The organism is Sporolituus thermophilus DSM 23256, assembly GCF_900102435.1.
In the GTDB taxonomy this organism is placed as follows: Bacteria; Bacillota; Negativicutes; order Sporomusales; family Thermosinaceae; genus Thermosinus; species Thermosinus thermophilus.
Genome location: NZ_FNBU01000001.1, coordinates 133,203 through 155,516, shown reverse-complemented (window position 1 = coordinate 155,516; position 22,314 = coordinate 133,203). Strand labels below are relative to the sequence as shown.

At 56.5% G+C, this 22,314-nt stretch carries 24 protein-coding genes; 22 read left to right on the top strand and 2 right to left on the bottom strand.

All coding sequences use genetic code 11. The features are described from left to right. The first annotated feature begins 75 nt into the window (after positions 1 to 75). The 9 genes from BLQ99_RS00770 (at position 76) to rsmI (ending at position 7,193) form a co-directional block, all read left to right on the top strand. Positions 76 to 399 (top strand): ArsR/SmtB family transcription factor, encoded by a 324-nt coding sequence (locus BLQ99_RS00770; protein ID WP_093687167.1) that lies wholly within the window; start codon positions 76 to 78, stop codon positions 397 to 399. Between the two features lie 121 nt (positions 400 to 520). After that, positions 521 to 751, top strand: a complete 231-nt coding sequence (locus tag BLQ99_RS00765) for a thioredoxin family protein (RefSeq protein WP_093687165.1) — start codon at positions 521 to 523, stop codon at positions 749 to 751. A gap of 234 nt (positions 752 to 985) precedes the next feature. Further along, the gene (locus BLQ99_RS00760) at positions 986 to 2,458 is read left to right on the top strand and encodes an aminotransferase class I/II-fold pyridoxal phosphate-dependent enzyme (protein WP_093687163.1); all 1,473 of its coding nucleotides are present in this window, start codon (positions 986 to 988) and stop codon (positions 2,456 to 2,458) included. Then, on the top strand, positions 2,459 to 3,091 hold the full coding sequence (gene tmk, locus BLQ99_RS00755) for a dTMP kinase (protein ID WP_093687161.1): 633 nt from the start codon (positions 2,459 to 2,461) through the stop codon (positions 3,089 to 3,091). After that, positions 3,088 to 3,534 carry a YaaR family protein gene (locus BLQ99_RS00750; protein ID WP_093687159.1) on the top strand — a complete coding sequence of 149 codons (447 nt, stop codon included), beginning with the start codon at positions 3,088 to 3,090 and terminating at the stop codon, positions 3,532 to 3,534. Before tmk ends, BLQ99_RS00750 begins: the two co-directional genes overlap by 4 nt. Before the next feature lie 255 nt (positions 3,535 to 3,789). Continuing rightward, complete coding sequence (gene holB / locus BLQ99_RS00745) at positions 3,790 to 4,806, top strand: DNA polymerase III subunit delta' (protein WP_093687157.1); 1,017 nt, start codon at positions 3,790 to 3,792, stop codon at positions 4,804 to 4,806. Then, positions 4,775 to 5,587, top strand: coding sequence for a PSP1 domain-containing protein (locus tag BLQ99_RS00740; RefSeq protein ID WP_093687155.1), 813 nt, complete (start codon positions 4,775 to 4,777; stop codon positions 5,585 to 5,587). The genes holB and BLQ99_RS00740 overlap by 32 nt, the downstream gene beginning before the upstream one ends. Further along, complete coding sequence (locus BLQ99_RS00735) at positions 5,588 to 6,346, top strand: tRNA1(Val) (adenine(37)-N6)-methyltransferase (protein ID WP_093687153.1); 759 nt, start codon at positions 5,588 to 5,590, stop codon at positions 6,344 to 6,346. After that, positions 6,339 to 7,193 (top strand): 16S rRNA (cytidine(1402)-2'-O)-methyltransferase, encoded by an 855-nt coding sequence (gene rsmI, locus BLQ99_RS00730; protein ID WP_245690199.1) that lies wholly within the window; start codon positions 6,339 to 6,341, stop codon positions 7,191 to 7,193. The genes BLQ99_RS00735 and rsmI overlap by 8 nt, the downstream gene beginning before the upstream one ends. Positions 7,194 to 7,340: 147 nt before the next feature. Here the strand turns inward: rsmI and BLQ99_RS00725 are convergent, their stop codons facing one another. Continuing rightward, positions 7,341 to 7,589, bottom strand: coding sequence for an AbrB/MazE/SpoVT family DNA-binding domain-containing protein (locus BLQ99_RS00725; RefSeq protein WP_093687149.1), 249 nt, complete (start codon positions 7,587 to 7,589; stop codon positions 7,341 to 7,343). Between the two features lie 287 nt (positions 7,590 to 7,876). On the opposite strand from BLQ99_RS00725, the gene metG reads away from it, so the two are divergent. Both metG and BLQ99_RS00715 read left to right on the top strand, forming a co-directional pair. After that, the gene (metG, locus tag BLQ99_RS00720; RefSeq protein WP_093687147.1) at positions 7,877 to 9,814 is read left to right on the top strand and encodes a methionine--tRNA ligase; all 1,938 of its coding nucleotides are present in this window, start codon (positions 7,877 to 7,879) and stop codon (positions 9,812 to 9,814) included. A gap of 1 nt (position 9,815) precedes the next feature. After that, positions 9,816 to 10,580 (top strand): TatD family hydrolase, encoded by a 765-nt coding sequence (locus tag BLQ99_RS00715; RefSeq protein ID WP_093687145.1) that lies wholly within the window; start codon positions 9,816 to 9,818, stop codon positions 10,578 to 10,580. 241 nt (positions 10,581 to 10,821) lie between these two features. Here the strand turns inward: BLQ99_RS00715 and BLQ99_RS00710 are convergent, their stop codons facing one another. Beyond that, the gene (locus BLQ99_RS00710; RefSeq protein ID WP_093687143.1) at positions 10,822 to 11,742 is read right to left on the bottom strand and encodes a ketopantoate reductase family protein; all 921 of its coding nucleotides are present in this window, start codon (positions 11,740 to 11,742) and stop codon (positions 10,822 to 10,824) included. Between the two features lie 493 nt (positions 11,743 to 12,235). Between BLQ99_RS00710 and BLQ99_RS00705 the strand changes: the two genes are divergently transcribed. Genes BLQ99_RS00705 through BLQ99_RS00655 form a run of 11 tightly spaced genes read left to right on the top strand, consistent with a single transcriptional unit; the run spans position 12,236 to position 21,865 of the window. Beyond that, positions 12,236 to 12,592: an NADH-quinone oxidoreductase subunit A gene (locus tag BLQ99_RS00705; protein WP_093687141.1), complete on the top strand. Its 357-nt coding sequence runs from the start codon at positions 12,236 to 12,238 to the stop codon at positions 12,590 to 12,592. Continuing rightward, positions 12,583 to 13,104: an NADH-quinone oxidoreductase subunit B gene (locus BLQ99_RS00700; RefSeq protein ID WP_093687139.1), complete on the top strand. Its 522-nt coding sequence runs from the start codon at positions 12,583 to 12,585 to the stop codon at positions 13,102 to 13,104. Before BLQ99_RS00705 ends, BLQ99_RS00700 begins: the two co-directional genes overlap by 10 nt. Continuing rightward, positions 13,094 to 13,561, top strand: a complete 468-nt coding sequence (locus tag BLQ99_RS00695; RefSeq protein WP_093687137.1) for an NADH-quinone oxidoreductase subunit C — start codon at positions 13,094 to 13,096, stop codon at positions 13,559 to 13,561. The genes BLQ99_RS00700 and BLQ99_RS00695 overlap by 11 nt, the downstream gene beginning before the upstream one ends. A gap of 7 nt (positions 13,562 to 13,568) precedes the next feature. Further along, positions 13,569 to 14,666, top strand: a complete 1,098-nt coding sequence (locus BLQ99_RS00690; RefSeq protein ID WP_093687341.1) for an NADH-quinone oxidoreductase subunit D — start codon at positions 13,569 to 13,571, stop codon at positions 14,664 to 14,666. Positions 14,667 to 14,688: 22 nt separating this feature from the next. Further along, positions 14,689 to 15,726 (top strand): NADH-quinone oxidoreductase subunit NuoH, encoded by a 1,038-nt coding sequence (gene nuoH, locus BLQ99_RS00685; RefSeq protein WP_093687135.1) that lies wholly within the window; start codon positions 14,689 to 14,691, stop codon positions 15,724 to 15,726. 10 nt (positions 15,727 to 15,736) lie between these two features. Further along, positions 15,737 to 16,186 carry a NuoI/complex I 23 kDa subunit family protein gene (locus tag BLQ99_RS00680; protein ID WP_093687133.1) on the top strand — a complete coding sequence of 150 codons (450 nt, stop codon included), beginning with the start codon at positions 15,737 to 15,739 and terminating at the stop codon, positions 16,184 to 16,186. Further along, a complete protein-coding gene (locus BLQ99_RS00675) occupies positions 16,179 to 16,685 on the top strand; it encodes an NADH-quinone oxidoreductase subunit J family protein (RefSeq protein WP_093687131.1) in 507 nt (168 codons plus the stop codon). The genes BLQ99_RS00680 and BLQ99_RS00675 overlap by 8 nt, the downstream gene beginning before the upstream one ends. Beyond that, complete coding sequence (gene nuoK, locus BLQ99_RS00670) at positions 16,682 to 16,993, top strand: NADH-quinone oxidoreductase subunit NuoK (RefSeq protein ID WP_093687129.1); 312 nt, start codon at positions 16,682 to 16,684, stop codon at positions 16,991 to 16,993. The genes BLQ99_RS00675 and nuoK overlap by 4 nt, the downstream gene beginning before the upstream one ends. A 17-nt stretch (positions 16,994 to 17,010) precedes the next feature. Next, on the top strand, positions 17,011 to 18,921 hold the full coding sequence (nuoL, locus tag BLQ99_RS00665) for an NADH-quinone oxidoreductase subunit L (RefSeq protein WP_093687127.1): 1,911 nt from the start codon (positions 17,011 to 17,013) through the stop codon (positions 18,919 to 18,921). Continuing rightward, complete coding sequence (locus tag BLQ99_RS00660; RefSeq protein WP_093687125.1) at positions 18,918 to 20,453, top strand: complex I subunit 4 family protein; 1,536 nt, start codon at positions 18,918 to 18,920, stop codon at positions 20,451 to 20,453. Before nuoL ends, BLQ99_RS00660 begins: the two co-directional genes overlap by 4 nt. After that, the gene (locus tag BLQ99_RS00655; RefSeq protein WP_093687123.1) at positions 20,450 to 21,865 is read left to right on the top strand and encodes an NADH-quinone oxidoreductase subunit N; all 1,416 of its coding nucleotides are present in this window, start codon (positions 20,450 to 20,452) and stop codon (positions 21,863 to 21,865) included. The genes BLQ99_RS00660 and BLQ99_RS00655 overlap by 4 nt, the downstream gene beginning before the upstream one ends. Positions 21,866 to 22,314 lie beyond the last annotated feature (449 nt).

Sequence of the window (22,314 nt, the reverse complement as noted above, 5' to 3'; positions counted from 1 at the left end):
ATGTGGTTGCTGGGGGTGTAAGCCTTATTTTATTAAAGGGCTATTCACTCGCTGTAGGTTTAGGAGGTATGCATCATGGCAGAAGATATTGTGATTAAATTGACGGCGGAACTGTTTAAAACCTTGGGGCATCCGGTGCGGGTCAAAATTTTGCAGATGCTTGCCGCTGGGGAGCGGTGCGTGTGTGAAATGATTGACGAAATTGATATTGAGCAGTCTAACTTTTCCCAGCATCTCGGTATTCTAAAAAAACAGGGGCTACTTGATTCGCGCAAGGACGGTCAGCGCGTTATCTATTGGCTGGCCTATCCTTCGGTAATTCAATTGCTTGATGCTGCCGAACAAACATTGAGTGAGCAGATCGGCCACAGTCAGAGTCTGTTAAAGTTTTTGAAATAAAACTCGCAGGGCATAGCTAGATAAGGGAGCAAAGCCATGGGAAATTTAATATCGAATAGCTTTAGCAACGAGCAGTAAAAAAATGTAATACATTTATTGAATAAAAGCGGAGGTAATAAACATGAGAATCGAAATTTTAGGTATGGGCTGTCAGAAGTGCAACGCTTTGTACAACGTCGCTAAACAGGCGGCCGAAGAATTGGGCATTAACTTTGAACTTATTAAAGTGGAAGATTTCAAAGAAATTATGAAGTACGGTGTCATGACCACCCCGGCGCTGGTGGTCGACGGCAAAGTCAAAGTCGCCGGCAAAGTGCCTGGCAAAGATGAAATCAAAGCAATGCTACAGTAAGCAGATAGCGTGTAAAAAAGCCGGATTATCAAGCGATAGTCCGGTTTTTTGTGTGTGCCGCTTGCTTGTTGTGCCGGCCGCCAGGCTATGCTACAATTATAATTATGCAAGGCTGCCAAAATCTCCTAGGGTTTGGCCGCCTGGCAGCGAATGTGCTTTGAAAGTGCGCAATCCGGGACATACTACATTGAAGGGATTTTTACCCAGTATACCGCAACCAAGGAGGCACACGCCGTGCATTTTAAGCAGACCGATACGCCGCTGCTTCAGGCGATGCAGCATTATGTCGAAGACGGGGCTATCCCGTTTCATACACCGGGACATAAAATGGGCAAAGGCATGCACCCGCGCCTGCGTCAATTTGTGAGCGCCGAGACACTGGCGCTCGACCTCGCCCTTATGGCCGAGCTTGATGACCTGCATGAGCCCCATGGCTGCATCAAAGCGGCGCAGGACCTGGCGGCCGAGCTTTACGGCGCCGACCATAGCTTTTTTGTCGTTAATGGTACAACCGGCGGCATTTACGCCATGATCCTGACCATTGCCGGCCCCAAAGAAAAGATCATTGTGCCGCGCAATGCGCACCGCTCTATCATCGGCGGCATTATCCTCAGTGGGGCCACGCCGGTGTTTATGCAGCCCGAGGTAGACTATGAGCTGGGGCTGGCCATGGGGGTCACGCCCGAGACGGTGGAAAAGGCGGTCGAGCAGCACCCTGACGCCAAGGGGGTGCTGATTATCAACCCCACCTATTACGGGGTAGCCACTGACCTTAAACGGATTGTCGATATCGTTCACGCCCGCAATATGGCCGTCATTGTCGACGAAGCCCACGGGCCTCATCTCAAATTCAGCAGCCGGCTGCCGCTGCAGGCTTTGGACGCGGGAGCGGACATCTGCGCCCAGAGTACCCATAAGATTATCGGGGCGATGACCCAGTGCTCCATGGTTCACTGCCGCGAGGGACGCATCAGTGTGCCGCGCCTTAAGGCCATGCTGCAGCTTGTTCAGTCGACCAGCCCCAACTACATTCTGATGGCTTCGCTCGACGTGGCCCGCATGCAAATGGCTACCGAGGGCCGCCAGCTGATTGAACGGGCGATCGACCTGGCCGAATGGGTGCGGGCGGAGATTAACAAAATTCCCGGCCTGTATTGCTTTGGCGCCGAAAAAGTCGGCAACCCTGGCGTTTATGCCTTCGATCCCACCAAGGTAACGGTGACCGTCAAGGGGCTGGGCCTGAAGGGCGCCGAAGCCGAGCGCATCCTGCGCCACAAGTACAAGGTGCAGGTCGAGCTGTCCGATATGTACAATATCCTGTTCCTCATTACCCTCGGCGATTCCGAACGGGAGGCGCAGGCCCTGGTGGACGCGCTGCGCGACCTGGCCGAAAACCATGTGGGCAAACGCGATTTTACCGCCGTTGACGACGTATACAGCACCACTACCTATCCTGAGCCGCCGGTGCAGGCCCTGTCGCCGCGCCGTGCCCTTTTCGGCAATACGCGCATCGTGCCGTTTCGGGAAGCGGCCGGGCGCATTTGCGCCGAAATCGTCACCTTTTATCCGCCGGGTATTCCCTTGCTTTGCCCCGGGGAAATCATTTCCGAAGACATTATTCAGTATTGCCTGCGGCTGCAGGAAGCGGGGCTGCATATTTCCGGCCCGGAGGATTATACCCTCAATACCATAAAAGTGGTGGAATAGATGCCAGGATTGTTTATAACTTTTGAAGGCGCCGACGGGGCGGGCAAAACCACTCAGCTCGCTTTACTCGCCGACTACCTTAGGGCGCAGGGCTGGCCGGTGCGCTGCACCCGCGAACCGGGGGGCACGCCGCTCGGCGATGCCATCCGCGCCCTGCTGCTGGATCCGGCTAACGCGCGAATGGCGGCCCGGACCGAAGCGCTGCTCTATATGGCGGCCCGCGCCCAGCATGTGGCCGAGGTTATCGCTCCGGCGCTGGCGCGCGGCGAAATTGTCCTGTCCGACCGGTATGCCGATTCGACCATCGTCTATCAGGGGGTGGCCCGGCAGTTGCCAGAGCATGAGCTTGCGGCCATCAACACCTTCGCCACCGGCGGCCTTGAGCCCGACCTTACCATTCTGCTCGACTGCCGGCAGGAGGTGCTATACGGGCGGATGGCCGGCCGCGGGGCGAAAGACCGGATCGAGCTGGAAGCGGCCCGCTTTCACGAGCAGGTACGGCAAGGATTTCTCCGGCTTGCCGCCGCGTCCGACCGGTTTTGCGTTATCGAAGCCGACGGTTCGGTGCAGGCGGTGCATGCCAAGGTTATCGCCGCGGTGCAACAATTCCTGGACAGGAGGGGGAGCCGGTGAAGATTAATAAGATGGGCTCCGCTAGTCCGCCCTTAAAGCCCGAGCGCGAAGGCGGCGTCAAAGCGGAAGAAAGCGGCGGCGCCTTTGCCCTCAACTTGGCCAGAAGTCAGGATCAACACAGCCGGCAGCGCTTAAATGAGCTTCTTGACGCGATTGGCGAACAGGGCAAACGGCTGTCGGCCACGCCTACGTATGCCGAGCTAAAGACCTACCGGGAGCTGGTGCGGGAGTTTCTCAGCGAGGCCGTCGGCCGGATGTATGCCCTCCAGTCCCAGCTGGGCTGGGACCGCCAAGGGCGGCAAAAAATTTATACCACCATCCGGCAGATTGACGAACACCTTGCCGCCCTGGCCGAGGACGTGCGGGGCGGCCAGGAGCGCCAGCTGGCCATCCTGGGCCGTTTGGACGCCATCCGGGGCCTGCTGGTTGATTTGTATATGTAGGGAAAATGGAAAGTGGAAAACGGAAAGTAGAAAGTGGAAAGTGGAGGGGAAACCGCGGAGACAATCATGCCATAAATTAGCACCAAAATGGCATAAATGTCACCACAAAAACATGAAAACATTGGAGTCTAACCACGGAGGATACAGAGCGCGTGATATCCATCACGCAAAGAATATAATGTAAATCAATTCCTCCGTGTCCTCTGTGGTTAAAAACTCACTGTGGATAGAAACTCTGCGGTTAGAAATTTAACTATGTTTTGGGACGAGATTGTCGGTCATGCCGAAACGATAAAGATGCTGCAGGGTATGCTGCGCAGCGGGCGGCTACCGCATGCCCTGCTGTTTGCCGGGCCGGAAGGCGTGGGCAAGACGCTGGTGGCCAAAGCGCTGGCGGCGTCGCTGTTGTGTCAGGGCGCTGTTCGGCCCTGCGGGGGCTGTCCGGCTTGCCGGCAGACAGCGGAATTTGCCCACCCGGCGCTAAAGGTGATAGTTCCCGCCGGCAATACGATAAAAATTGACCAGATCCGGGAGCTCCAGCATGAAGCGGCACTGGCCGGAGGCGACGGGTGGCGGCTGTGCGTCATAGAGCAGGCTGAGCGTATGACCGCGCAGGCGGCCAACAGTCTGCTTAAGCTGCTCGAGGAACCGCCGCCGCGGTTAATCTTTATTTTGCTGACCGCGTCGCCCCACGCTCTCATTGACACCATCCGCTCACGCTGCCAGGTTCTCCGCTTTGCGCCGCTGCCGCCGGAGGTCCTGACGGCAGCGCTGACCCGGCGGGGCTATGGCGAAGAAGCGGCCCGTGTCGCCGCCCGGCTGAGCGGCGGCCGGATGGGGACGGCACTGGCGCTGCTCACCCCCGGCGGAATGGCCCTGCGCGACCAGGCGGCAGCCATGCTGGCGAAACTGCCGGCGGCGGACATGGAGACGGTCTGGTCGGCGGCGGCAACGCTGGACAAGCTGGCTCCGGCCGATTTTACCGCCTTCTTACACTATCTGACCTGTCTGTTGCGCGACCTTCTACTGCTGGCCGAAGGTCACCGGCCAGACCTCTTATTTAACCTCGATCTAACTCATGAGCTTGCCGGACTGGCCCGGGCATGGACACCGCCGGCGCTCTTTGCGGCGCTGGCCGCCGTCCGGGATGCGGGACGGGCGGTGCAGGGTAATGCCAATATTCGCCTAACCTGCGAGGCGTTATTTATTCATCTTGTTGATTTGGCAAAGGAGGGTAGCGATGCTATACACGGTAGTCGGCGTGCGCTTTAAAAAAGCGGGCAAGATCTATTACTTCGACCCCGGCGAACTCGAGTTGGCCCGGGGTGATCATGTTATTGTCGAAACGGCCCGGGGACTGGAATACGGCGAAGTGGTTATCGGACCGCGGCAGGTGCCGGAGGAGAAGATTGTTCTGCCGCTAAAACCCGTGCAGCGCAAAGCCACGGAGCAGGACGCCGAAAAGGTAAAAGAAAACCGGCTTAAAGAAAAAGAAGCGTTTAAGATATGCGAACAAAAAATCCAGGCCCATGGCCTGCCCATGAACCTGGTCGACGTGGAATACACCTTTGATGTTAATAAAATCATCTTTTATTTTACCGCCGACGGGCGGATCGACTTTCGCGAACTGGTAAAAGATTTGGCGGCTGTTTTCCGCACGCGCATCGAACTGCGGCAAATCGGGGTGCGTGACGAAGCCAAAATGTGCGGCGGCATCGGCTGCTGCGGCCGCCCGCTCTGCTGCGCCACCTTCCTGGGCGATTTTGAGCCTGTCTCGATCCGCATGGCCAAAGACCAGAACCTGTCGCTCAACCCCACCAAAATTTCCGGTATTTGCGGCCGGCTAATGTGCTGCCTTAAATTTGAAAACGACTGTTATGAAAACTGCAAACGGACGGCGGCGCCCACCGTCGGCCGGGAAGTGGTGACGGTAGAAGGTGAAGGCAAGGTGGTCGCAGTCAACCCCGGGAAAAAGACGGCGACCGTTCTTTTGGCTGACGATAGTGGCCGTACCCTGGAAATCCCATGGGGAGAACTGGTGGAAAAAGAGTAGATGGATAAGGTGCCGCTTTATCCGGGCGAACGGGTCGACGACCTAATTATAAATAATCTGCGGGTTATCCAGCATCCTGATGCGTTTTGCTTCTCCATAGATTCAATCGTGCTCGCCCATTTCGCAACCGTCCGGACCGGCGCGACGGCCGTCGACCTGGGTGCAGGCACAGGGGTCATCGGCCTTTTACTGGTGGCCCGGGGCGCCGGCCGGGTGGTCGGCGTGGAAATTGACAGTGCAGCCGCCGAACGGGCGCAGCGCAGCGTACAGCTAAACGGGCTGACCAAGCAGATGGCGGTAGTTGCCGCTGATCTGCGCCGCCTTAAAGGCGTGCTGCCGGCAGGGGCCTGGGACTTGGTCGTAGCCAACCCCCCCTACCGACCGGTGGGCGATGGCCGGATTAGTCCACGGGAACAGGTGGCTGCCGCCCGGCATGAGCTAACGGCCAGCCTTGCGGACGTAGTCGCCGCCGCCCGGTATCTTGTCAAATACCGGGGGCGCTTTGCCATGGTTCATCTGCCCGAGCGCTTAACCGAAATAATAAATGCCTTAAGCGGCGCCGGTCTGGAACCTAAGCGCCTGCGGTTTGTGCATCCTTTCGTGGACAAAAGCCCCGCTTTGGTGCTCGTCGAGGCGGTGCGGGGCGCCCGGCCCGGGCTGGAAGTGATGCCGCCTTTGATCGTTTACGGACCGGACGGCCGCTACAGTCCGCAAATACTGGAGTACTACGTTAGGTCAGGCGGTGAGAATCTTGACTAAGACAGGCACGCTGTATCTTTGCGCAACGCCGATCGGCAACCTGGAGGACATTACCTACCGCGTGGTGCGGCTACTGCGCGAAGTATCCCTCATTGCCGCCGAGGATACCCGCCACACGCGCAAACTGCTCGCCCATTTCGATATTCATACCCCGCTCACTGCATACCATGAGCACAACAAGCAGGCCAAGGGGCCGGAACTAATCGGGCGACTTCTGGCCGGCGAGGACATCGCCCTGGTTAGTGACGCCGGTATGCCCGGAATATCCGACCCCGGGGCCGACCTGGTGCGGCTGGCGCTGGCGGCCGGCGTGACCGTCGTGCCCGTGCCGGGGCCCAATGCCGCGCTCACGGCCCTGGTCGCTTCCGGCCTGGATACCACGACGTTTACCTTTGTCGGGTTTTTGCCGAAAACGAACAAAAAGCGGCGCGAATGGTTGGCTGCTTTGGCGTCTTTGCCGCATACCCTGATATTCTACGAAGCCCCCCATCGCTTAATCGCTACGCTGAATGAGCTGAGGGAATTTTTGGGCGACCGTCCGGCCGTGGCCGGGCGGGAGCTAACCAAGAAGTTCGAGGAATTCGTTCGCGGCACGCTCACGAGCCTCCTGGCGCATTATCAAAGCCATGAGCCACGCGGCGAATTTACCCTCATTGTCGCCGGCGCCGGGGAAAGCGCGCCGGCCGCACCGCAGGCGGCGCCGGCAGAAGTGCCGCTGGCTGACGCCGTGGCCGCTCTGGTTGCGGCCGGCAGGCCCAAAAAGGAGGCCATTCGGGCGGTCGCGGCCGAACGCGGCTTGTCCCGGCGCGAGGTCTACCAGGCGGTAGTGGCGGCTGAGGGCAAATAAAAAAAGCGCAAGCGCGCTTTTAGTTTAAATTAACCACAAAGACCGCAAAGGACACTAAGGGCATACCGGGCGCGGCGTTGTCGCGCCAGCAAAAAATCCTTTGCGTAACTTTGCGTCCTTCGTGGTTATAAAATTTATTTTAAATCTCTAAATCGCTTTTTGGACCATTGCTTCCAGGCACTCGCGGCACACGTTCTTGCCCTTGAAATTGGTTACTTCGTCAGCGTTGCCGCAGAATACGCAGGCCGGTTCATATTTCCGCAGGATGATGCGGTCATTGTCAACATATATCTCGAGAGCGTCTTTTTCTTCGATATCCAGTGTGCGGCGCAGCTCGATGGGGATAACCACGCGGCCAAGTTCATCCACTTTACGAACGATTCCTGTCGATTTCATTAGATCTATCTCCTTCCATTTCAACAATATTCGACAAAACCTGTCTGACTAAATAATACCAAATATTACAATGCTTGTCAACCTAATTTTTTCCAAATTTCATTGTTTTTTCCAAAATAGGTGACATATTACTGTAGGCAACAGGTGTTTTTGTCGAAGAAACACGTAATGTATCATAAAGACGGGTTGACTGTCGTTATCCGATATGGTTATAATTGGTAAAAACTGTCGATGAAGTCGCCCGTGGATGATAAAGCAAAGGTTTTTCAGCAAGGAGGAGGCCTAACATGTCCCGCAAGTCTTTTTACATTACCACCCCGATTTACTATCCCAGCGACCGGCTGCATATCGGTCACGCCTACTGCACCACGATTGCCGACGCCATCGCCCGCTACAAGCGGCTCGCCGGCTATGACGTGTTCTTCCTGACCGGTTCGGACGAGCACGGCCAAAAGATTGAGCGCAAAGCCAAGGAGCATGGCGTGACGCCTATTGAGTATGTGGACAAAATCGTCGCGTCGTTTAAACATCTGTGGGAGAAGCTCAATATTTCCAACGACGACTTTATCCGTACCACCGAGACGCGGCACAAGGAAGTAGTACAGAGCATTTTCCAGAAGATTTACGACCAGGGAGACATTTACAAAGCGACCTATGAAGGCCAATATTGTACGCCCTGTGAAACGTTCTGGCTGGAGCGGCAGCTGGTAGACGGCAAATGTCCCGACTGCGGCCGCCCGGTGGAACTGGTGCAGGAGGAAAGCTATTTCTTCCGCCTGTCCAAGTACCAGGACCGCCTGCTCCAATATATCGAGGAGAACCCTGATTTCATTCAGCCTGCGTCACGGCGCAACGAGATGATCAACTTTATTAAGAGCGGCCTGGAAGACCTTTGCGTTTCGCGGACCACTTTCGACTGGGGCATCCCGGTGCCGTTCGATACCAAACATGTGGTGTATGTGTGGTTTGACGCGCTGGTCAATTACATTACCGCCGCGGGCTACCTGCACGACCGCGAAAAGTTTAACAAATACTGGCCGGCCGACGTGCATCTGGTAGGTAAAGAGATCGTCCGTTTCCACACCATTATCTGGCCGATCATTCTCATGGCCCTGGGCATTGAGCTGCCGAAGATGGTGTACGGCCACGGCTGGCTGGTCGTCGAAGGCGACAAGATGTCCAAGTCCAAGGGCAACGTCATCGATCCGCTGGCCCTGATTGACGAGTTTGGCGCCGACGCCATCCGTTATTTCCTCCTCAAAGAGATTACCCTTGGCATGGATGGCAACTTTTCCCGCGAAGCGCTAATAAACCGGATTAACGCCGATTTGGCGAATGACCTCGGCAATCTGCTCCACCGCACCCTTAGCATGATTGGCCGTTTTAACGGCGGCGCTATTGAGGGTCCGGGCGCAACCGAGCCCATCGACCTGGAGCTGGTGGCGTTGGCGCAAAATACGGCCGCCGCTTACGAAAAGTACATGGAACATATGGAGATTAACGCCGCCCTCAAGGAGGTATGGGGCCTTATCGGCCGCGCCAACAAATACATTGATGAGACGGCGCCATGGGCGCTGGCCAAGGATGCGGCCAAGAAGAGCCGGTTGAACACCGTTTTGTATAATCTCGCCGAGGTGCTCAGGATCGTCAGCATCCTTATCTCGCCGTTCATGCCGGCAACGGCGCCGAAGATCTGGTCGCAGCTCGGCATCGAGGAAAACTTGGGTGACATGCGGCTGGACGATGCGCAGCGGTGGGGCCGGTTGAAAGCCGGCACGCGGGTTAATAAGCCCGAGCCGATTTTCCCGCGCATTGAAGTAAAGGCTGACGAAGAACCGGAAACGGCAGCCACCCGGCGCCCGCCCGTGGCAGCGGCCCCGATGCCGGCGCCGGCCGAGCAGGCAAACGAAATCACCATTGACGAATTTGCCAAGATGGACCTCAGGGTGGCGAAGGTGCTGGCCTGTGAGAAAGTGCCGAAAGCCGACAAACTGCTCAAGCTGACGGTTGACCTCGGCACCGAACAGCGCACCATTGTTTCCGGCATCGCCCTGCACTATAAGCCGGAAGACCTGGTAGGCAAAAATGTCGTACTGGTAGCTAACCTCAAACCGGCCAAAATCCGCGGCATCGAGTCGCGCGGCATGGTACTGGCCGCCTCAAACGGCGACAAGCTGGTCCTGGTGGACGCGCCCGACATGCCGCCCGGCAGCAAGGTGAAATAGCATGCTGTTTGACTCCCATGCCCATGTTGACGACAAACGGTTTGACGCCGACCGGGCCGAGGTAATCGCCCGGTTGGCGGCCGGCGGCGTATCCGGCTTTCTCAACGTCGGGGCCGACATGGCCTCGTCGGCACGCTCGCTTGGGTTGGCCGAGCGGTACGACAATATCTATGCCGCCGTGGGCGTCCACCCCCATGACGCCAAAGACGTGCGGGAAAGCGACTATGACCAGCTTGCCGCCTGGGCGGCTCACCCCAAGGTGGTCGCCATCGGCGAAACCGGCCTTGACTATTATTACAACCTGTCGCCGCGCCAGGTGCAGCAGGAGGTCTTTATCCGCCACCTGGACCTGGCGCGGCAGCTAGACTTGCCCTTTATTATCCACGACCGCGATGCCCACGGTGATGTGCTGGCTATCGTCAAAAAAGAAGCGAAAGGGTTGCGCGGCGTTTTTCACTGCTTCTCCGGGAGCTTGGAAATGGCCCGTGAAGTGATTAAACTGGGCTTCTATATCTCGCTGGCCGGCCCGGTGACCTATCCCAATGCCGCGAAACTTAAAGAGGTCGCCACCAGCGTACCCCTTGAGCGGCTGCTCATCGAAACCGACTCGCCCTACCTTACGCCCCAGCCGCACCGCGGCCGTCGCAACGAGCCGGCCCATGTGCGGTATGTGGCGGAAACGATTGCCGCCTTACGCGGCCTGAGTTTGGAGCAGGTGGCCGCGGCGACGGCGGCCAACGCGCGCGAACTGTTTCGCCTGCCGTAAAAAAACCCGGCGCCCAAAGTTTTGGGCCGCCGGGTTTTTTACTATATCCTTGCACCCTACCCTACCCTGAAAAGCGTAAAACCGCAAAGGCCGCGAAGAACGCAAAGGGCTACGTGCGCGACAGTTGTCGCGCGAGATTAGTTCAAAAACTTACTTTTCATCGCTTGTGGTGCCGATTTATCGGCATGAATACCTTGGCGGTTTCATTAAAAGGCGCGGCTGCGCTTTTTTATTTTACGAATTAAACCAAATAAGTTTTTTCAAGCGTCTTGACCAACAGGGTTAGCGTCTCATTGACGGGAGTGGGGATGCCCAGCCGCTGGCCGGCGGCGACGATGGCGCCGTTGATGGCGTCGATTTCCGTGCGGCGGCGGTGGGTTACGTCTTGCAGCATGGACGAGCGGTTGTCGCGCGTTGCCTGAGCGACGGCCGCCACCTGGTCGAAATAATCCGCAGCCGGGAGCGAAATGCCGGATGCCCGGGCGACCGCTTCCGCTTCGGCTACGGCCAGACGGACGAGCTCGCGCGTTTCGGCGTTGGCCATAACCTGGCCGTTGGGGATGCCGGTAAGGGCCGTAATGGCGTTGATACCAACATTGATGATCAGTTTCCCCCAGACGAGAGCGTTTGCATTATTGTCCACGACGGTGGGGATTCCGGCGCGCGTGAAAATGGTGGCAATGTCGTGCAGGCGCGGCGTAGCGCCGCCGCTAAAGCTGCCGATATGGGTCGGGCCGTGGCCGCCGCATTTTATGCGGCCGGGGCCGAGCAGGGTTGCCCCCATGGCCGTGGTGCCCACGGCCACGCGCTCGGCGCCGAGGACTTTCGCCAACGTCTCGGCATTGCCCAAACCGTTTTGCAGGGTCAGCACGGTCGTAGCCGGACCGAGCAGGCCGGCGGCGGTGCGGGCGGCGGCCTGCGTAGCATAGGCCTTGACAAAGATAATAACGAGGTCGGCCTGGCCAACAGCGTCCGCCTGGGTCGTGGCGTTAAGGCGAATGCTAGTTTCAGCGGCAGTGTCAACAAGCGTTAGCCCGTGCGCCCGGATAGCCGCCACATGCTCCTCCCAGACATCAAGCAGCCATACTTCCTCGCCGGCCTGGGCCAGACGGCCGCCGAACAGCGAGCCCATGGCGCCGGCGCCAATAATGACAATTTTCACGGTAATCCCTCCCGGAAACGGGTGCGTTCCTGATTGGTTTAACCATCTAAATTCGCGTCGGCCAGCCTGTTTTCCTACCTTAGAAATAGCAAACGGAAAAGTGGCAAGGGATAGAGCCATTAACTTTTCATGAACCGCCGTATACCAAACGGCTATACGGTGGAGGGAGAGATATAAAGATGTTGTCGGTATAAGCAAAACCTGATACTGGCGGCGTTAGCGCCCTGTGGCCATACCTTATTAACCTTACCTCCCGGAGGCGGAGAAAATGGTTATTACAGATGCGTTAAGCGGTCGAATGCCTGCAAATGCGCGAATATTCACAAATGTTATAAAGGGACTGTTATGGGGCTGGGGATAATAAGACTTTTCAATTTCATCTTCGGTCACTGGAGGCGTTACAATTAAAGGGAATTCTCCAAATTACTTTTGGCTGGCAACCGATTAGAATAAAGGCTTGGGTACATTATGTCGAAACCAGGGGAGGAATAATATGTTGACAGAGTATGGCGGTATCGGACTATTGATGATAGTGGCCCTGCTTTTTCCGTTTATTCCTTTGTTTGTTTCCTCGCTGCTGCAGACCAAGAAGCCTACGGCGGAAAAACTTAGCACTTATGAGTGCGGCATGGACACCATCGGCCGGACCTGGGTTCAATTCAAAAGTAGTTACTTTCTGTACGCGCTGGTTTTTGTCGTTTTTGACATCGAAACGGTATTTTTATATCCATGGGCGGTAAAGTACCAGCTGCTGGGCACCTATGCCTTTGTCGAAATGTTCATCTTCATTGCCATCTTGGTTATCGGCCTTTGGTATGCCTGGAAGAAAGGGGCATTGGAATGGAAGTAAAGCATGGCTTTTCCGGTGATGATCGGCAAGAATTGCTAGCGAAGAATATCATACTGACTACTGTCGAAACCGTCCTGAACTGGGCGCGGGGCAACTCCTTATGGCCGCTTACCTCCGGTCTGGCCTGCTGCGCCATCGAGATGATGTGCGCGGCTAGCGGCCGCTTTGACCTGGCTCGTTTTGGCTATGAAGTGTTCCGGCCGTCGCCGCGCCAGGCCGACCTTTTGATTGCGGCCGGGACGCTGACCTGGAAGATGGCTCCGGTGCTCAAGCGCCTGTATGAGCAAATGCCTGAACCAAAGTATGTAATTGCCATGGGCAGTTGTGCCAATACGGGTGGACCCTTTGCCGACTCGTATGCGGTCGTTCCCGGCGTTGATTACGTTATTCCCGTGGATGTCTACATTCCTGGCTGTCCGCCCCGGCCGGAGGCACTAATCCACGGTATTCTGCAGCTTAAACAGAAAATCCGGAACCCGGGCGTGGTGAGGGCGATTGCGCATGAACGTTAAAATGCCGGTATTGGAATGTTTAAATGAAATCGCTGCTAGCGGCGGTGGGGTGGAGATAGCGGCCGCCGGTGTCGAGCCTGTTCTGCTCGTGATGGCTGGTAGCCTGAAGACTATCTTAAAGCGGTTGAAAGAGGACGAGCGGTGCCGCTTTGACTTTTTAAGCAGTCTTACGGCAGTGGAGTATCCCGCTTATTTCGAGGTTGTCTACCACCTCTACTCTCTGCCGCTGGGGCACCGTGCGACCGTAAAGACGCGGGTGGCCAAGGACGACCCGCAGGTGCCGTCGGTCGCCGACTTGTGGCCGACCGCTATTTTCCAGGAGCGCGAGGCCTATGACCTGTTGGGCGTCGTTTTCACCGGGCATCCTGGTCTAACCCGCATTTTGTTGCCCGAAGGCTTTGACGGTCACCCGCTCCGCAAGGATTATAAGTTGCCGCCGCGGCTGGGAATGAGGTGATATGCCGGTGACGAGAACGGAAGTTTATACCCTGAACATGGGCCCCCAGCACCCTAGTACGCACGGCGTGCTCCGCGTCGTTCTCGAATTGGACGGCGAGACGGTAGTGAGAGCCACGCCAGAATTCGGCTACCTGCACCGGGGCATCGAAAAACTGGCGGAAAAGCTGACGTATCAGCAAATTACTCCTTACACCGACCGACTGGATTATCTATCCGCCATGGGCAATAATCTGGGCTACTGCCAGGCAGTGGAGAAACTGATGGGCTTGACCGTGCCCGAGCGGGCCGAGTATTTGCGCATCATTATGGTCGAACTCAATCGCATTGCCAGTCACCTGATTTTTCTTGGTTCCATCGCTATTGACCTGGGTGGCAGTACCGGCCTTATGTACGCTTTCCGCGACCGCGAACGCATTTTGGACCTGTTTGATTTAGCTTGCGGTGCGCGGCTGACTTACAACTATATCCGCATTGGCGGCGTCATGGCCGATGTGCCGCCTGAATTTCCTGATGCCGTCCGCTGTTTTCTCGACGATTTCCCCGCGATGCTGGAAGAATACCATGGCCTTATCACCGGCAACGAAATTTTTTATTACCGGCTCAAAGATACGGCGATCATCAGCGGCGAGCGAGCGCTGGCCCTGGGCCTGACCGGGCCGGTGCTGCGGGCGTCGGGCGTGGATTACGACCTGCGCAAGGCTGAACCGTACGGCATTTATGACCGCTTTGACTTTCGGGTGCCGCTGGGCAGCAAGGGTGACAACTGGGACCGCTACCTGGTGCGCATGGAGGAAATGGCGGAAAGCGCCCGTATTGTCCGTCAAGCCCTTGACCAGCTGCCAGCAGGCCCGGTCATGGCGCAAGTGCCCAAAGTCATCAAACCCCCTGCCGGGGAGGTTTATCATCGCATCGAAAATCCCCGGGGTGAACTGGGCTATTATATCGTGAGCGATGGCAGTACGAAACCATACCGCTTCCACGTCCGGCGGCCGTCGTTTATCAACCTTGCCGTCGTGGACGAACTGTGTCGGGGCGGTAAGGTGGCTGACGTAGTGGCCGTGCTGGCCACGCTTGACCCGGTCATGGGCGAAGTAGACTGCTAAAGGGTGGAAAAGGAGCAAGCGTATGGATGAAAAGAGCGGACTCATAATCTTGGCCGCAAGGCTACGCGATTTTTTGGGGCGGTACATGGAAGGCGGCGCGATTGATGTGGCCATGATGTTTGTCGGTATCGGCGCCATCTTAGGCGTCATTCTCACCGCGGCTATCGTTCTTGTTTATGCCGAGCGCAAGGTGAGCGCCTTTATGCAGATGCGGGTCGGACCAAACCGGGTTGGACCATGGGGGCTGCTGCAGACGGTTGCCGATATGCTTAAACTGCTGGCGAAAGAGGATATCAGGCCCCATGGCGTAGAACGGCGGATTTGGGCGCTTGCCCCGGTGCTATTGTTCGTCCCGGCAGCGGCGGCCTATGCCGTTTTACCGTTTGACGACGGCGCGATTTTTGCTGATCTCAATATCGGCATTTTCTATTTCATCGCCGTTTCGTCCCAGGCAACCATTCCCTTTCTAATGGCCGGCTGGGCTTCAAACAACAAATATGCCCTGATCGGCGGCATGCGCACCGTCGCCCAGATGATCAGCTATGAAATACCGTTGGTGTTTTCGCTGTTAGGTGTTGTCATGCTGGTAGGGTCGATGCGCATGGGCGACATTGTCGCGGCCCAGCGTGACCTTTGGTTCATTTGTCTGCAGCCGGTTGCGTTTCTTGTCTATGTTATCGCCGCTACGGCCGAAACGAACCGGACTCCCTTCGACCTGGTGGAGGCCGAGTCAGAAATCATTGCCGGCCCCTTTACCGAGTATAGCGGTATGCGCTGGTCGTTCTTCTTTCTGGCTGAATATGCCAACTTAGTGGCTGTTTCCGCGATTGCCGTCACCCTGTTTTTGGGCGGTTGGAACGGCCCCTGGCTGCCGGGGTGGCTTTGGTTCATCCTGAAAACGGCTGTTATGATTTTTATATTCATGTGGTTTCGCTGGACATTCCCGCGCATCCGCGTGGATCAGCTTATGTCGTTTGGCTGGAAAGTGCTGCTGCCGATCGCCCTCGCCAATATTGTCGTCACCGGCATCGGCATCTATGTCTACAAAATGATTGGTTAGGGGGGGAGCCATGTTTGGCAAAGGCTTACTGACCGGCATGCTCATTACCTTAAAACGGTTTTTTGGGCGCCCTAATACTGTTCAATATCCTGACGAGAGGCTGCCAATGACGGCGCGGTTTCGCGGTGGCGCTCTGACTTTAGATATTAATAGCTGCATTGCCTGCGGCCTGTGCGCCATGGCCTGCCCTAATCAGGCTATCGGCCTGGCGACGACGGTGGATGAAAGCAAGAAGAAAAGACTCACCAGCTATATTCATTACACTGGACTGTGTTTGTACTGCAATCTTTGTCTGGAGGCCTGTCCGGTCAAGGCGCTAACTTGGGATCAAAACTATGAGGCGGCTTGCTATTTACGCCAAAATCTCGATGTTGATTGTCTGGCCGTCGCCCGTCGGCGACTGGCGCTGTCGGCTGCCGCCGAATCTGCTTTGACCGAAGGGAGGATTGTCAGTGGATAAACTGGTTTATACCGCTGCCTTTTATGTGTTAACGGCCCTGACGCTTGCCGCCGCTGCCGGCGTTGTCTTTAAGCGTAACTTGGTCCACAGTGCTTTGCTGCTGGCCCTTACCTTTATCGGGGTGGCCGGTCTGTATGTTTTGCTCCAGGCCGATTTTCTCGCTGCCGTTCAGGTGCTGGTGTACAATGGGGCGGTGGCCGTCATTGTTGTTATCGGGGTCATGGTTACGCAGCGCGGCGACATGAAAAGTAGCAACCCCAGCAACAGTCTGGGATGGAAGGCGGCGGCCGTTACCGCTATTTTCACCGGGATGATCGTTGCCGCCATTGCCGCGACGCCGTGGCAGCTGGCGGCAGCGCCGCCGTCGGCCGCAACAGCCCCGGCGATTGCCGAAATCCTGCTGCGCGATTTTGCCGTGGCCTTCGAGACGGCGGCAGTGCTGCTGCTAGTGGCCATGATGGGCGCCATTATTTTGGCCAAAGGGGTGGATAAGACATGACGATAGGTCTGGCGCATTTCCTGGTTGTTGGCGCTGCCCTGTTCGGCCTGGGTCTGTATGGCCTGTTTACCAAGCGCAACACGGTGGCGATCCTTATGTGCATCGAACTGATGCTGAATGCCGTCAATCTCAATATGCTTGCTTTCTCCCGCTTCGTTACCCCTGAGACCTTTGTCGGTCAGATTTTCGCCATCTTCAACATCACCGTGGCGGCTGCTGAGGTGGCGGTGGGCTTGGCGCTCATTTTCAGCATTTATCGCGACCGCGCTTCGGTTTATGCTGACGACCTTGACTGGATGAAATGGTAAAGGTAGGTGCGACCTCCATGTTCAGCGATTTCGCCTTGCATCACGCCTGGCTTATCCCCTTGCTGCCGGCGGCCGCTTTCGTCCTCATCGCCTTTGTGCTGCGCGGGGTGCCGCTGGCGGCGGCGTTCGCGGCCATTGGCGCCAGTGCCGTTAGTTTTAGCCTCGCCGTGGGGGTGGGGGCTGCTGTCATTACCGGTCCTATTACGGTAGAAACCCCTTTTATTCAGCGTATAACCTGGTTTACCATGCCCGGTCTGCATGTGGACATGGGCGTGTATATCGACCCCACGGCAGCGATGATGCTGCTGGTGGTGACGCTGGTGTCGCTGCTGGTGCAGATTTACTCGGTAGGATACATGCATGGCGACCCCGGGTTTACCCGCTTTTTTGCGTATTTGTCGCTGTTTGCCGCCGCAATGCTCGGGTTGGTGGTTGCCGTCAACTTTGTTCAACTGTTCGTATTCTGGGAACTGGTGGGCTTGTGCTCTTATCTGCTTATTGGCTATTACTTCTATAAGCTGTCGGCCCGGGAAGCGGCAAAAAAAGCGTTTATCACTACTCGCGTTGGCGATTTTGGCCTGTTGCTCGGCATACTTTTTCTCCAGGTGCTGTTCGGTACGTTGGACTTTTATGAACTGAGCGGCAAAATTCCCGCTTATGTCGCCCAGCATGGCACTGGACTGTTGACCATGGTGGCCATCCTGGTTTTTATCGGCCCGGTCGGCAAGTCGGGCCAGTTTCCGCTCCATGTGTGGCTGCCGGATGCCATGGAAGGCCCGACGCCTGTTTCGGCCCTTATTCATGCCGCTACCATGGTGGTGGCCGGCGTGTATCTGGTGGCCCGCGCCTACGGCTTGTTCAGCGCCCTGCCGGCGGCGATGACGGTGGTGGCCTGGGTAGGGGGCTTTACCGCCTTGTTTGCCGCCGCCATTGCCGTTACGCAGCGGGAACTCAAACGGATTCTGGCTTATTCCACGGTCAGCCAGCTTGGCTATATGATGCTGGCACTCGGCGTCGGCAGCCTGACGGCATCAATGTTTCACCTCATGACCCATGCCTTCTTTAAAGCGCTCATGTTTTTGGCGGCTGGCTCGGTTTTGCACGCCTTGCATGACAAAGCCGATATTTTTCGCATGGGCGGCCTCCGGCAGAAAATGCCGGTCACTTTTGCCGCCATGGCTGTCGGCGTGCTGGCTATCGCCGGTATTCCCCCCTTCGCCGGCTTTTTTTCGAAAGACGAAATTCTCTTAGCCGCCGCCCAGGTGAGCTGGCCCCTTTATGCGGTGGCAACGGTTACGGCGTTTTTGACCGCCTTTTATATGGCCCGCATGTTTTTTGTCGTTTTCTTCGGGCAGCCTAATCCGGACGACCATCCCCATGAATGCGGCCCGGCTATGCTGATTGCGCTGGTAGTGCTCGGCATTTTTTCCGTGATTGGTGGTTGGGTGCCGTATGCTTATCACTTTGGCGAATGGGTACGCTTTGGCCCGGCTCATCATGCCGCGATTAACTGGATAATCGCCGGGGTGTCCACGGCGCTGTCGGTGGCGGCCATGGCTTTGGCCTGGCTGATTTACGGCGTTCGCGCCGTGCCGGCGACGGTTCTCAAACAGCGGTTCGCATGGCTGTATAATCTTAGTTACCGCAAATTTTACATCGATGAGCTGTATTTATGGTTGTGTCGCACTTTTGTTGACGGGGCGGGGCGACTGCTCTACTGGGTGGATGTATATGTGGTGGACGGCGTGGTTAACGGTGTCGCAGCCATGACGCGCGGTCTTGGCGGTAGACTGCGCTTCGCCCAGACTGGTCAGGTACAGCACTATGCGCTGGTCCTGTTTAGCGCCACCGTGCTGCTGGCGGCCATTTTCGTGCTAGCGGACGGTGGCTCAGCCGTCGCTACCTGGACGGGAGGTGCCCTGAAATGACCGGTTTTCCCATTCTAACTACTATTTTGCTCGCGCCCATTCTTGGTGCTTTGGCACTTGCCTTGCTACCCAAAGGCGCGGAGAAAACGATTAAAATAGTTGCGGCCTGCGCTATGGGCGTGTCCCTGAGCCTGTCAATCTATTGTTATTTTGCTTATGATCTTGCTGTTGGCGGGATGCAATTTACGGAAAATGTGCCTTGGCTCAACGATCTTGGCGTTACTTACGCCATGGGGGTGGACGGCATCTCGTTGCCGCTCATGCTCTTAACGACACTCATTGGCTTTTCCGCCGTCTTCGCTTCCTGGAGTGTGGATCACCGGCCTAAGGAGTTTTTCATTCTACTGCTGATCCTCACCGCCGGGGTCATCGGTACGTTTATCACCCGCGATCTCTTCATTTTCTTGCTTTTTTATGAACTGGTCGTCATCCCCATTTACATCATGGTAATCGTCTGGGGTTCGAGCAAGCGGGTGACGAAGGAGTATGCCGGTATGAAGCTGACGCTGTACTTGCTCATTGGGTCGGCCTTCATGCTGGTTGGTGTGGTCGCTTTGTATCTTACGGCGTACCCGGCCGGCCTGCGCACGTTCAGCATGGAGGCCTTAGCCCGGGCCCATGAACTGGGCAACTTGCCCGAAGATTTTCAGATTTTTGCCTTTTTCCTACTCCTGCTTGGCTTTGGGTCGCTCCTTTCGATGTGGCCGCTGCACAGCTGGTCGCCTGATGGTTATGCCGGCGCGCCTACCGCGGTATCGATGATCCATGCCGGCGTTCTGAAAAAAATCGGCGGTTACGGCCTCATCCGCCTGGGCCTGTTGGTACTGCCCCTGGGGGCTAAATTCTGGGCGCCGCTCATCGCGCTATTGGGAGTGGCCAACGTGGTGTATGCCGCCTTCATTGCCTTGGCCCAGAAGGATATGAAATATGTTGTCGGTTATTCGTCGGTTTCCCATATGGGGTTTGTCCTTATTGGCTTTGCCGCCCTCAATGTCATTGGTCTTAACGGGGCGGTGGCCAATATGTTCGCCCACGGCGTCATGAGCGCCTTGTTCTTTGCCATGATCGGTTATGTCTACGAAAAAACCCATACCCGCCATATTCCTGATTTGGGCGGCCTGGCTCACCAGCTGCCGCGGGTAGCCACCGGTTTTATGCTGGCAGGCATGGCTTCACTCGGCCTACCGGGACTAATCGGTTTCGTTCCCGAGTTTACCATTTTCGTTGGCGCCTTCCGCCAATATCCGCTGCCAACGCTGCTAGCTATCACCGGGATCATCCTTACCGCCCTGTACACTCTGCGCGTACTGGCCAATGTCTTGTTTGGGCCACGCCTGGTGCAGTACGACAACTGTCGCGACGTCCGCGGCCCGGCCTTGGTGCCGCTGCTGGCGCTGGGCTCGGTGCTGGTGGTTTTCGGACTATTCCCTGGTCTACTCATCAGGATGGTTAATAGCGGCGTCGAACCGCTGTTGCCACTCTTAGCCAAACTCCAGGACGCGCCGGCCTTGATTGGAGGGATTTTCCGATGAACCTCGCCATCCTCACCACCGAGATTGTTACCGTCTGCTTGGCCGCCTTTCTTGTTTTGCTGGATCTTGTCATTCCCGAGGACGAACCGCGCCGCGGATTGGGTTATCTGGCTGTTTTGGGACTGCTTGGTATTTTTGGCCATACCTTCACCCAGTACGGCGTAAACGCCAGTTTGTATAACGGCCTCTTTGTCGTCGATAACTTTGCCGTCTTTTTTAAGCAGATTTTCCTGTTGGCGGCCATTTTGACCATCCTTTTTTCCTTCGAGTATGTGGACTGTCTGCCATGCTACCGAGGCGAATTTTTCGCGCTTATCGTTTTTGCCGTCCTGGGCATGATGGTCATGGTTTCGGCCAGCGACTTGCTAACATTGTTTGTCGGTATGGAACTTATGACCATTACTTTCTTTATTTTGGTGGGATACCACTTGGGCAACGGCAAGGGCAGCGAAGCGGGGATGAAATATCTTATTCTTGGTGCGGCATCGACCGCGGTGTTGCTGTACGGCGTCAGCCTGGTCTACGGTTTCACCGGGTCGGTCGTCTTAACTGACATCGCCAGTCGTGTCGCCAGCACGCCGGCGGTCCTGTTGGGAGCCATTCTCATTTTTGCCGGCTTTGCGTTCAAAATTGCCGCCGTGCCGTTTCACGTATGGTCGCCTGATATTTATGAAGGGGCGCCGGTGCCAATTACGGCCTTACTGGCCATGGCTTCCAAGGCGGCGGGGTTTGCCGTGTTGCTGCGCGTCTTCCTGATCGCTTTTCCCGCCTTTCAGGCAAACTGGCTGACTGCCGTAGGCATACTGGCTGCTGCCAGCATGATCATCGGCAATCTTATCGCCATCCCACAGCGCAATATCAAGCGGTTGCTTGCTTACTCTTCGGTCGCCCAGGCCGGGTATATGCTGGCCGGGATGGTGGCCGCCGATACCGCCGGGGTCAAGGGAATTTTGTTCTATGCCATGCTCTATGTCTTTGCCAATGTAGGCGCTTTCGCCGTTGTGACTGCAGTTTACAACCATACTGGGTCCGATGATTTGACTGCCTATGAAGGGTTGGCGCAGAAATCGCCGCTCTTGGCGGCAATTATGACGGTGGCGCTCTTATCGATGGCCGGTATTCCGCCGCTTGCCGGGTTTGTCGGCAAGTTGTACCTCTTCGCCGCTGTCGTGGAAAAGGGTTACTTGTGGCTTGCTTTTATCGGCTTTATCATGTCGATGGTTTCCGTATACTACTACTTGCTAGTGACCAAGGCCATGTACATGAAAGCACCGGCTGACCGGGCGCCGCTAATCCTCAGCGAGCCGCTGCGCTGGGCCGCTCTGGCAAGTTTTATCGCCACGCTGTTTTTCGGAGTTTATCCCGGCCCGCTGTCGGCGATGGCCGCTGCCGCGGCGAAGTCATTGTTTTAGTAACAGTAAAAGGGGAAAGGCAATGCCCGGGGGCGTCTCTTAAGAGTGTAGACAAAACCCGCTTACAAGCCAAACGGCAAGTAAGCGGGTTTTTTTCGTACGCCCGGCATGGGTACTAACTTGAATTGGTGGTGAAAGTCCACTGCAGGCGGGGCCGCGCCAGCCTGCTAGCCAAAGGCAAGGGCGCCCACCGCGAGGTGGGGTACCAAGTGCGGCTGGTACTTCTCTTCAGTCCCCATTAAGTGGGGAATGCGGGTGCAACTACAATACTGTAATCGCTGGTGCTGGCCGGGACTGTGGAACTTTCAGTCCCCATTAAGTGGGGAAGGCGGGTGCAACCAATTATACGCCGTCTTTAGTAAAGACGAAATACTAACCCTTTCAGTCTCCATTAAGCGGGGAAGGCGGGTGTAACCCGACGGAGAAGAAGGCGATTAACATGGCCGAAC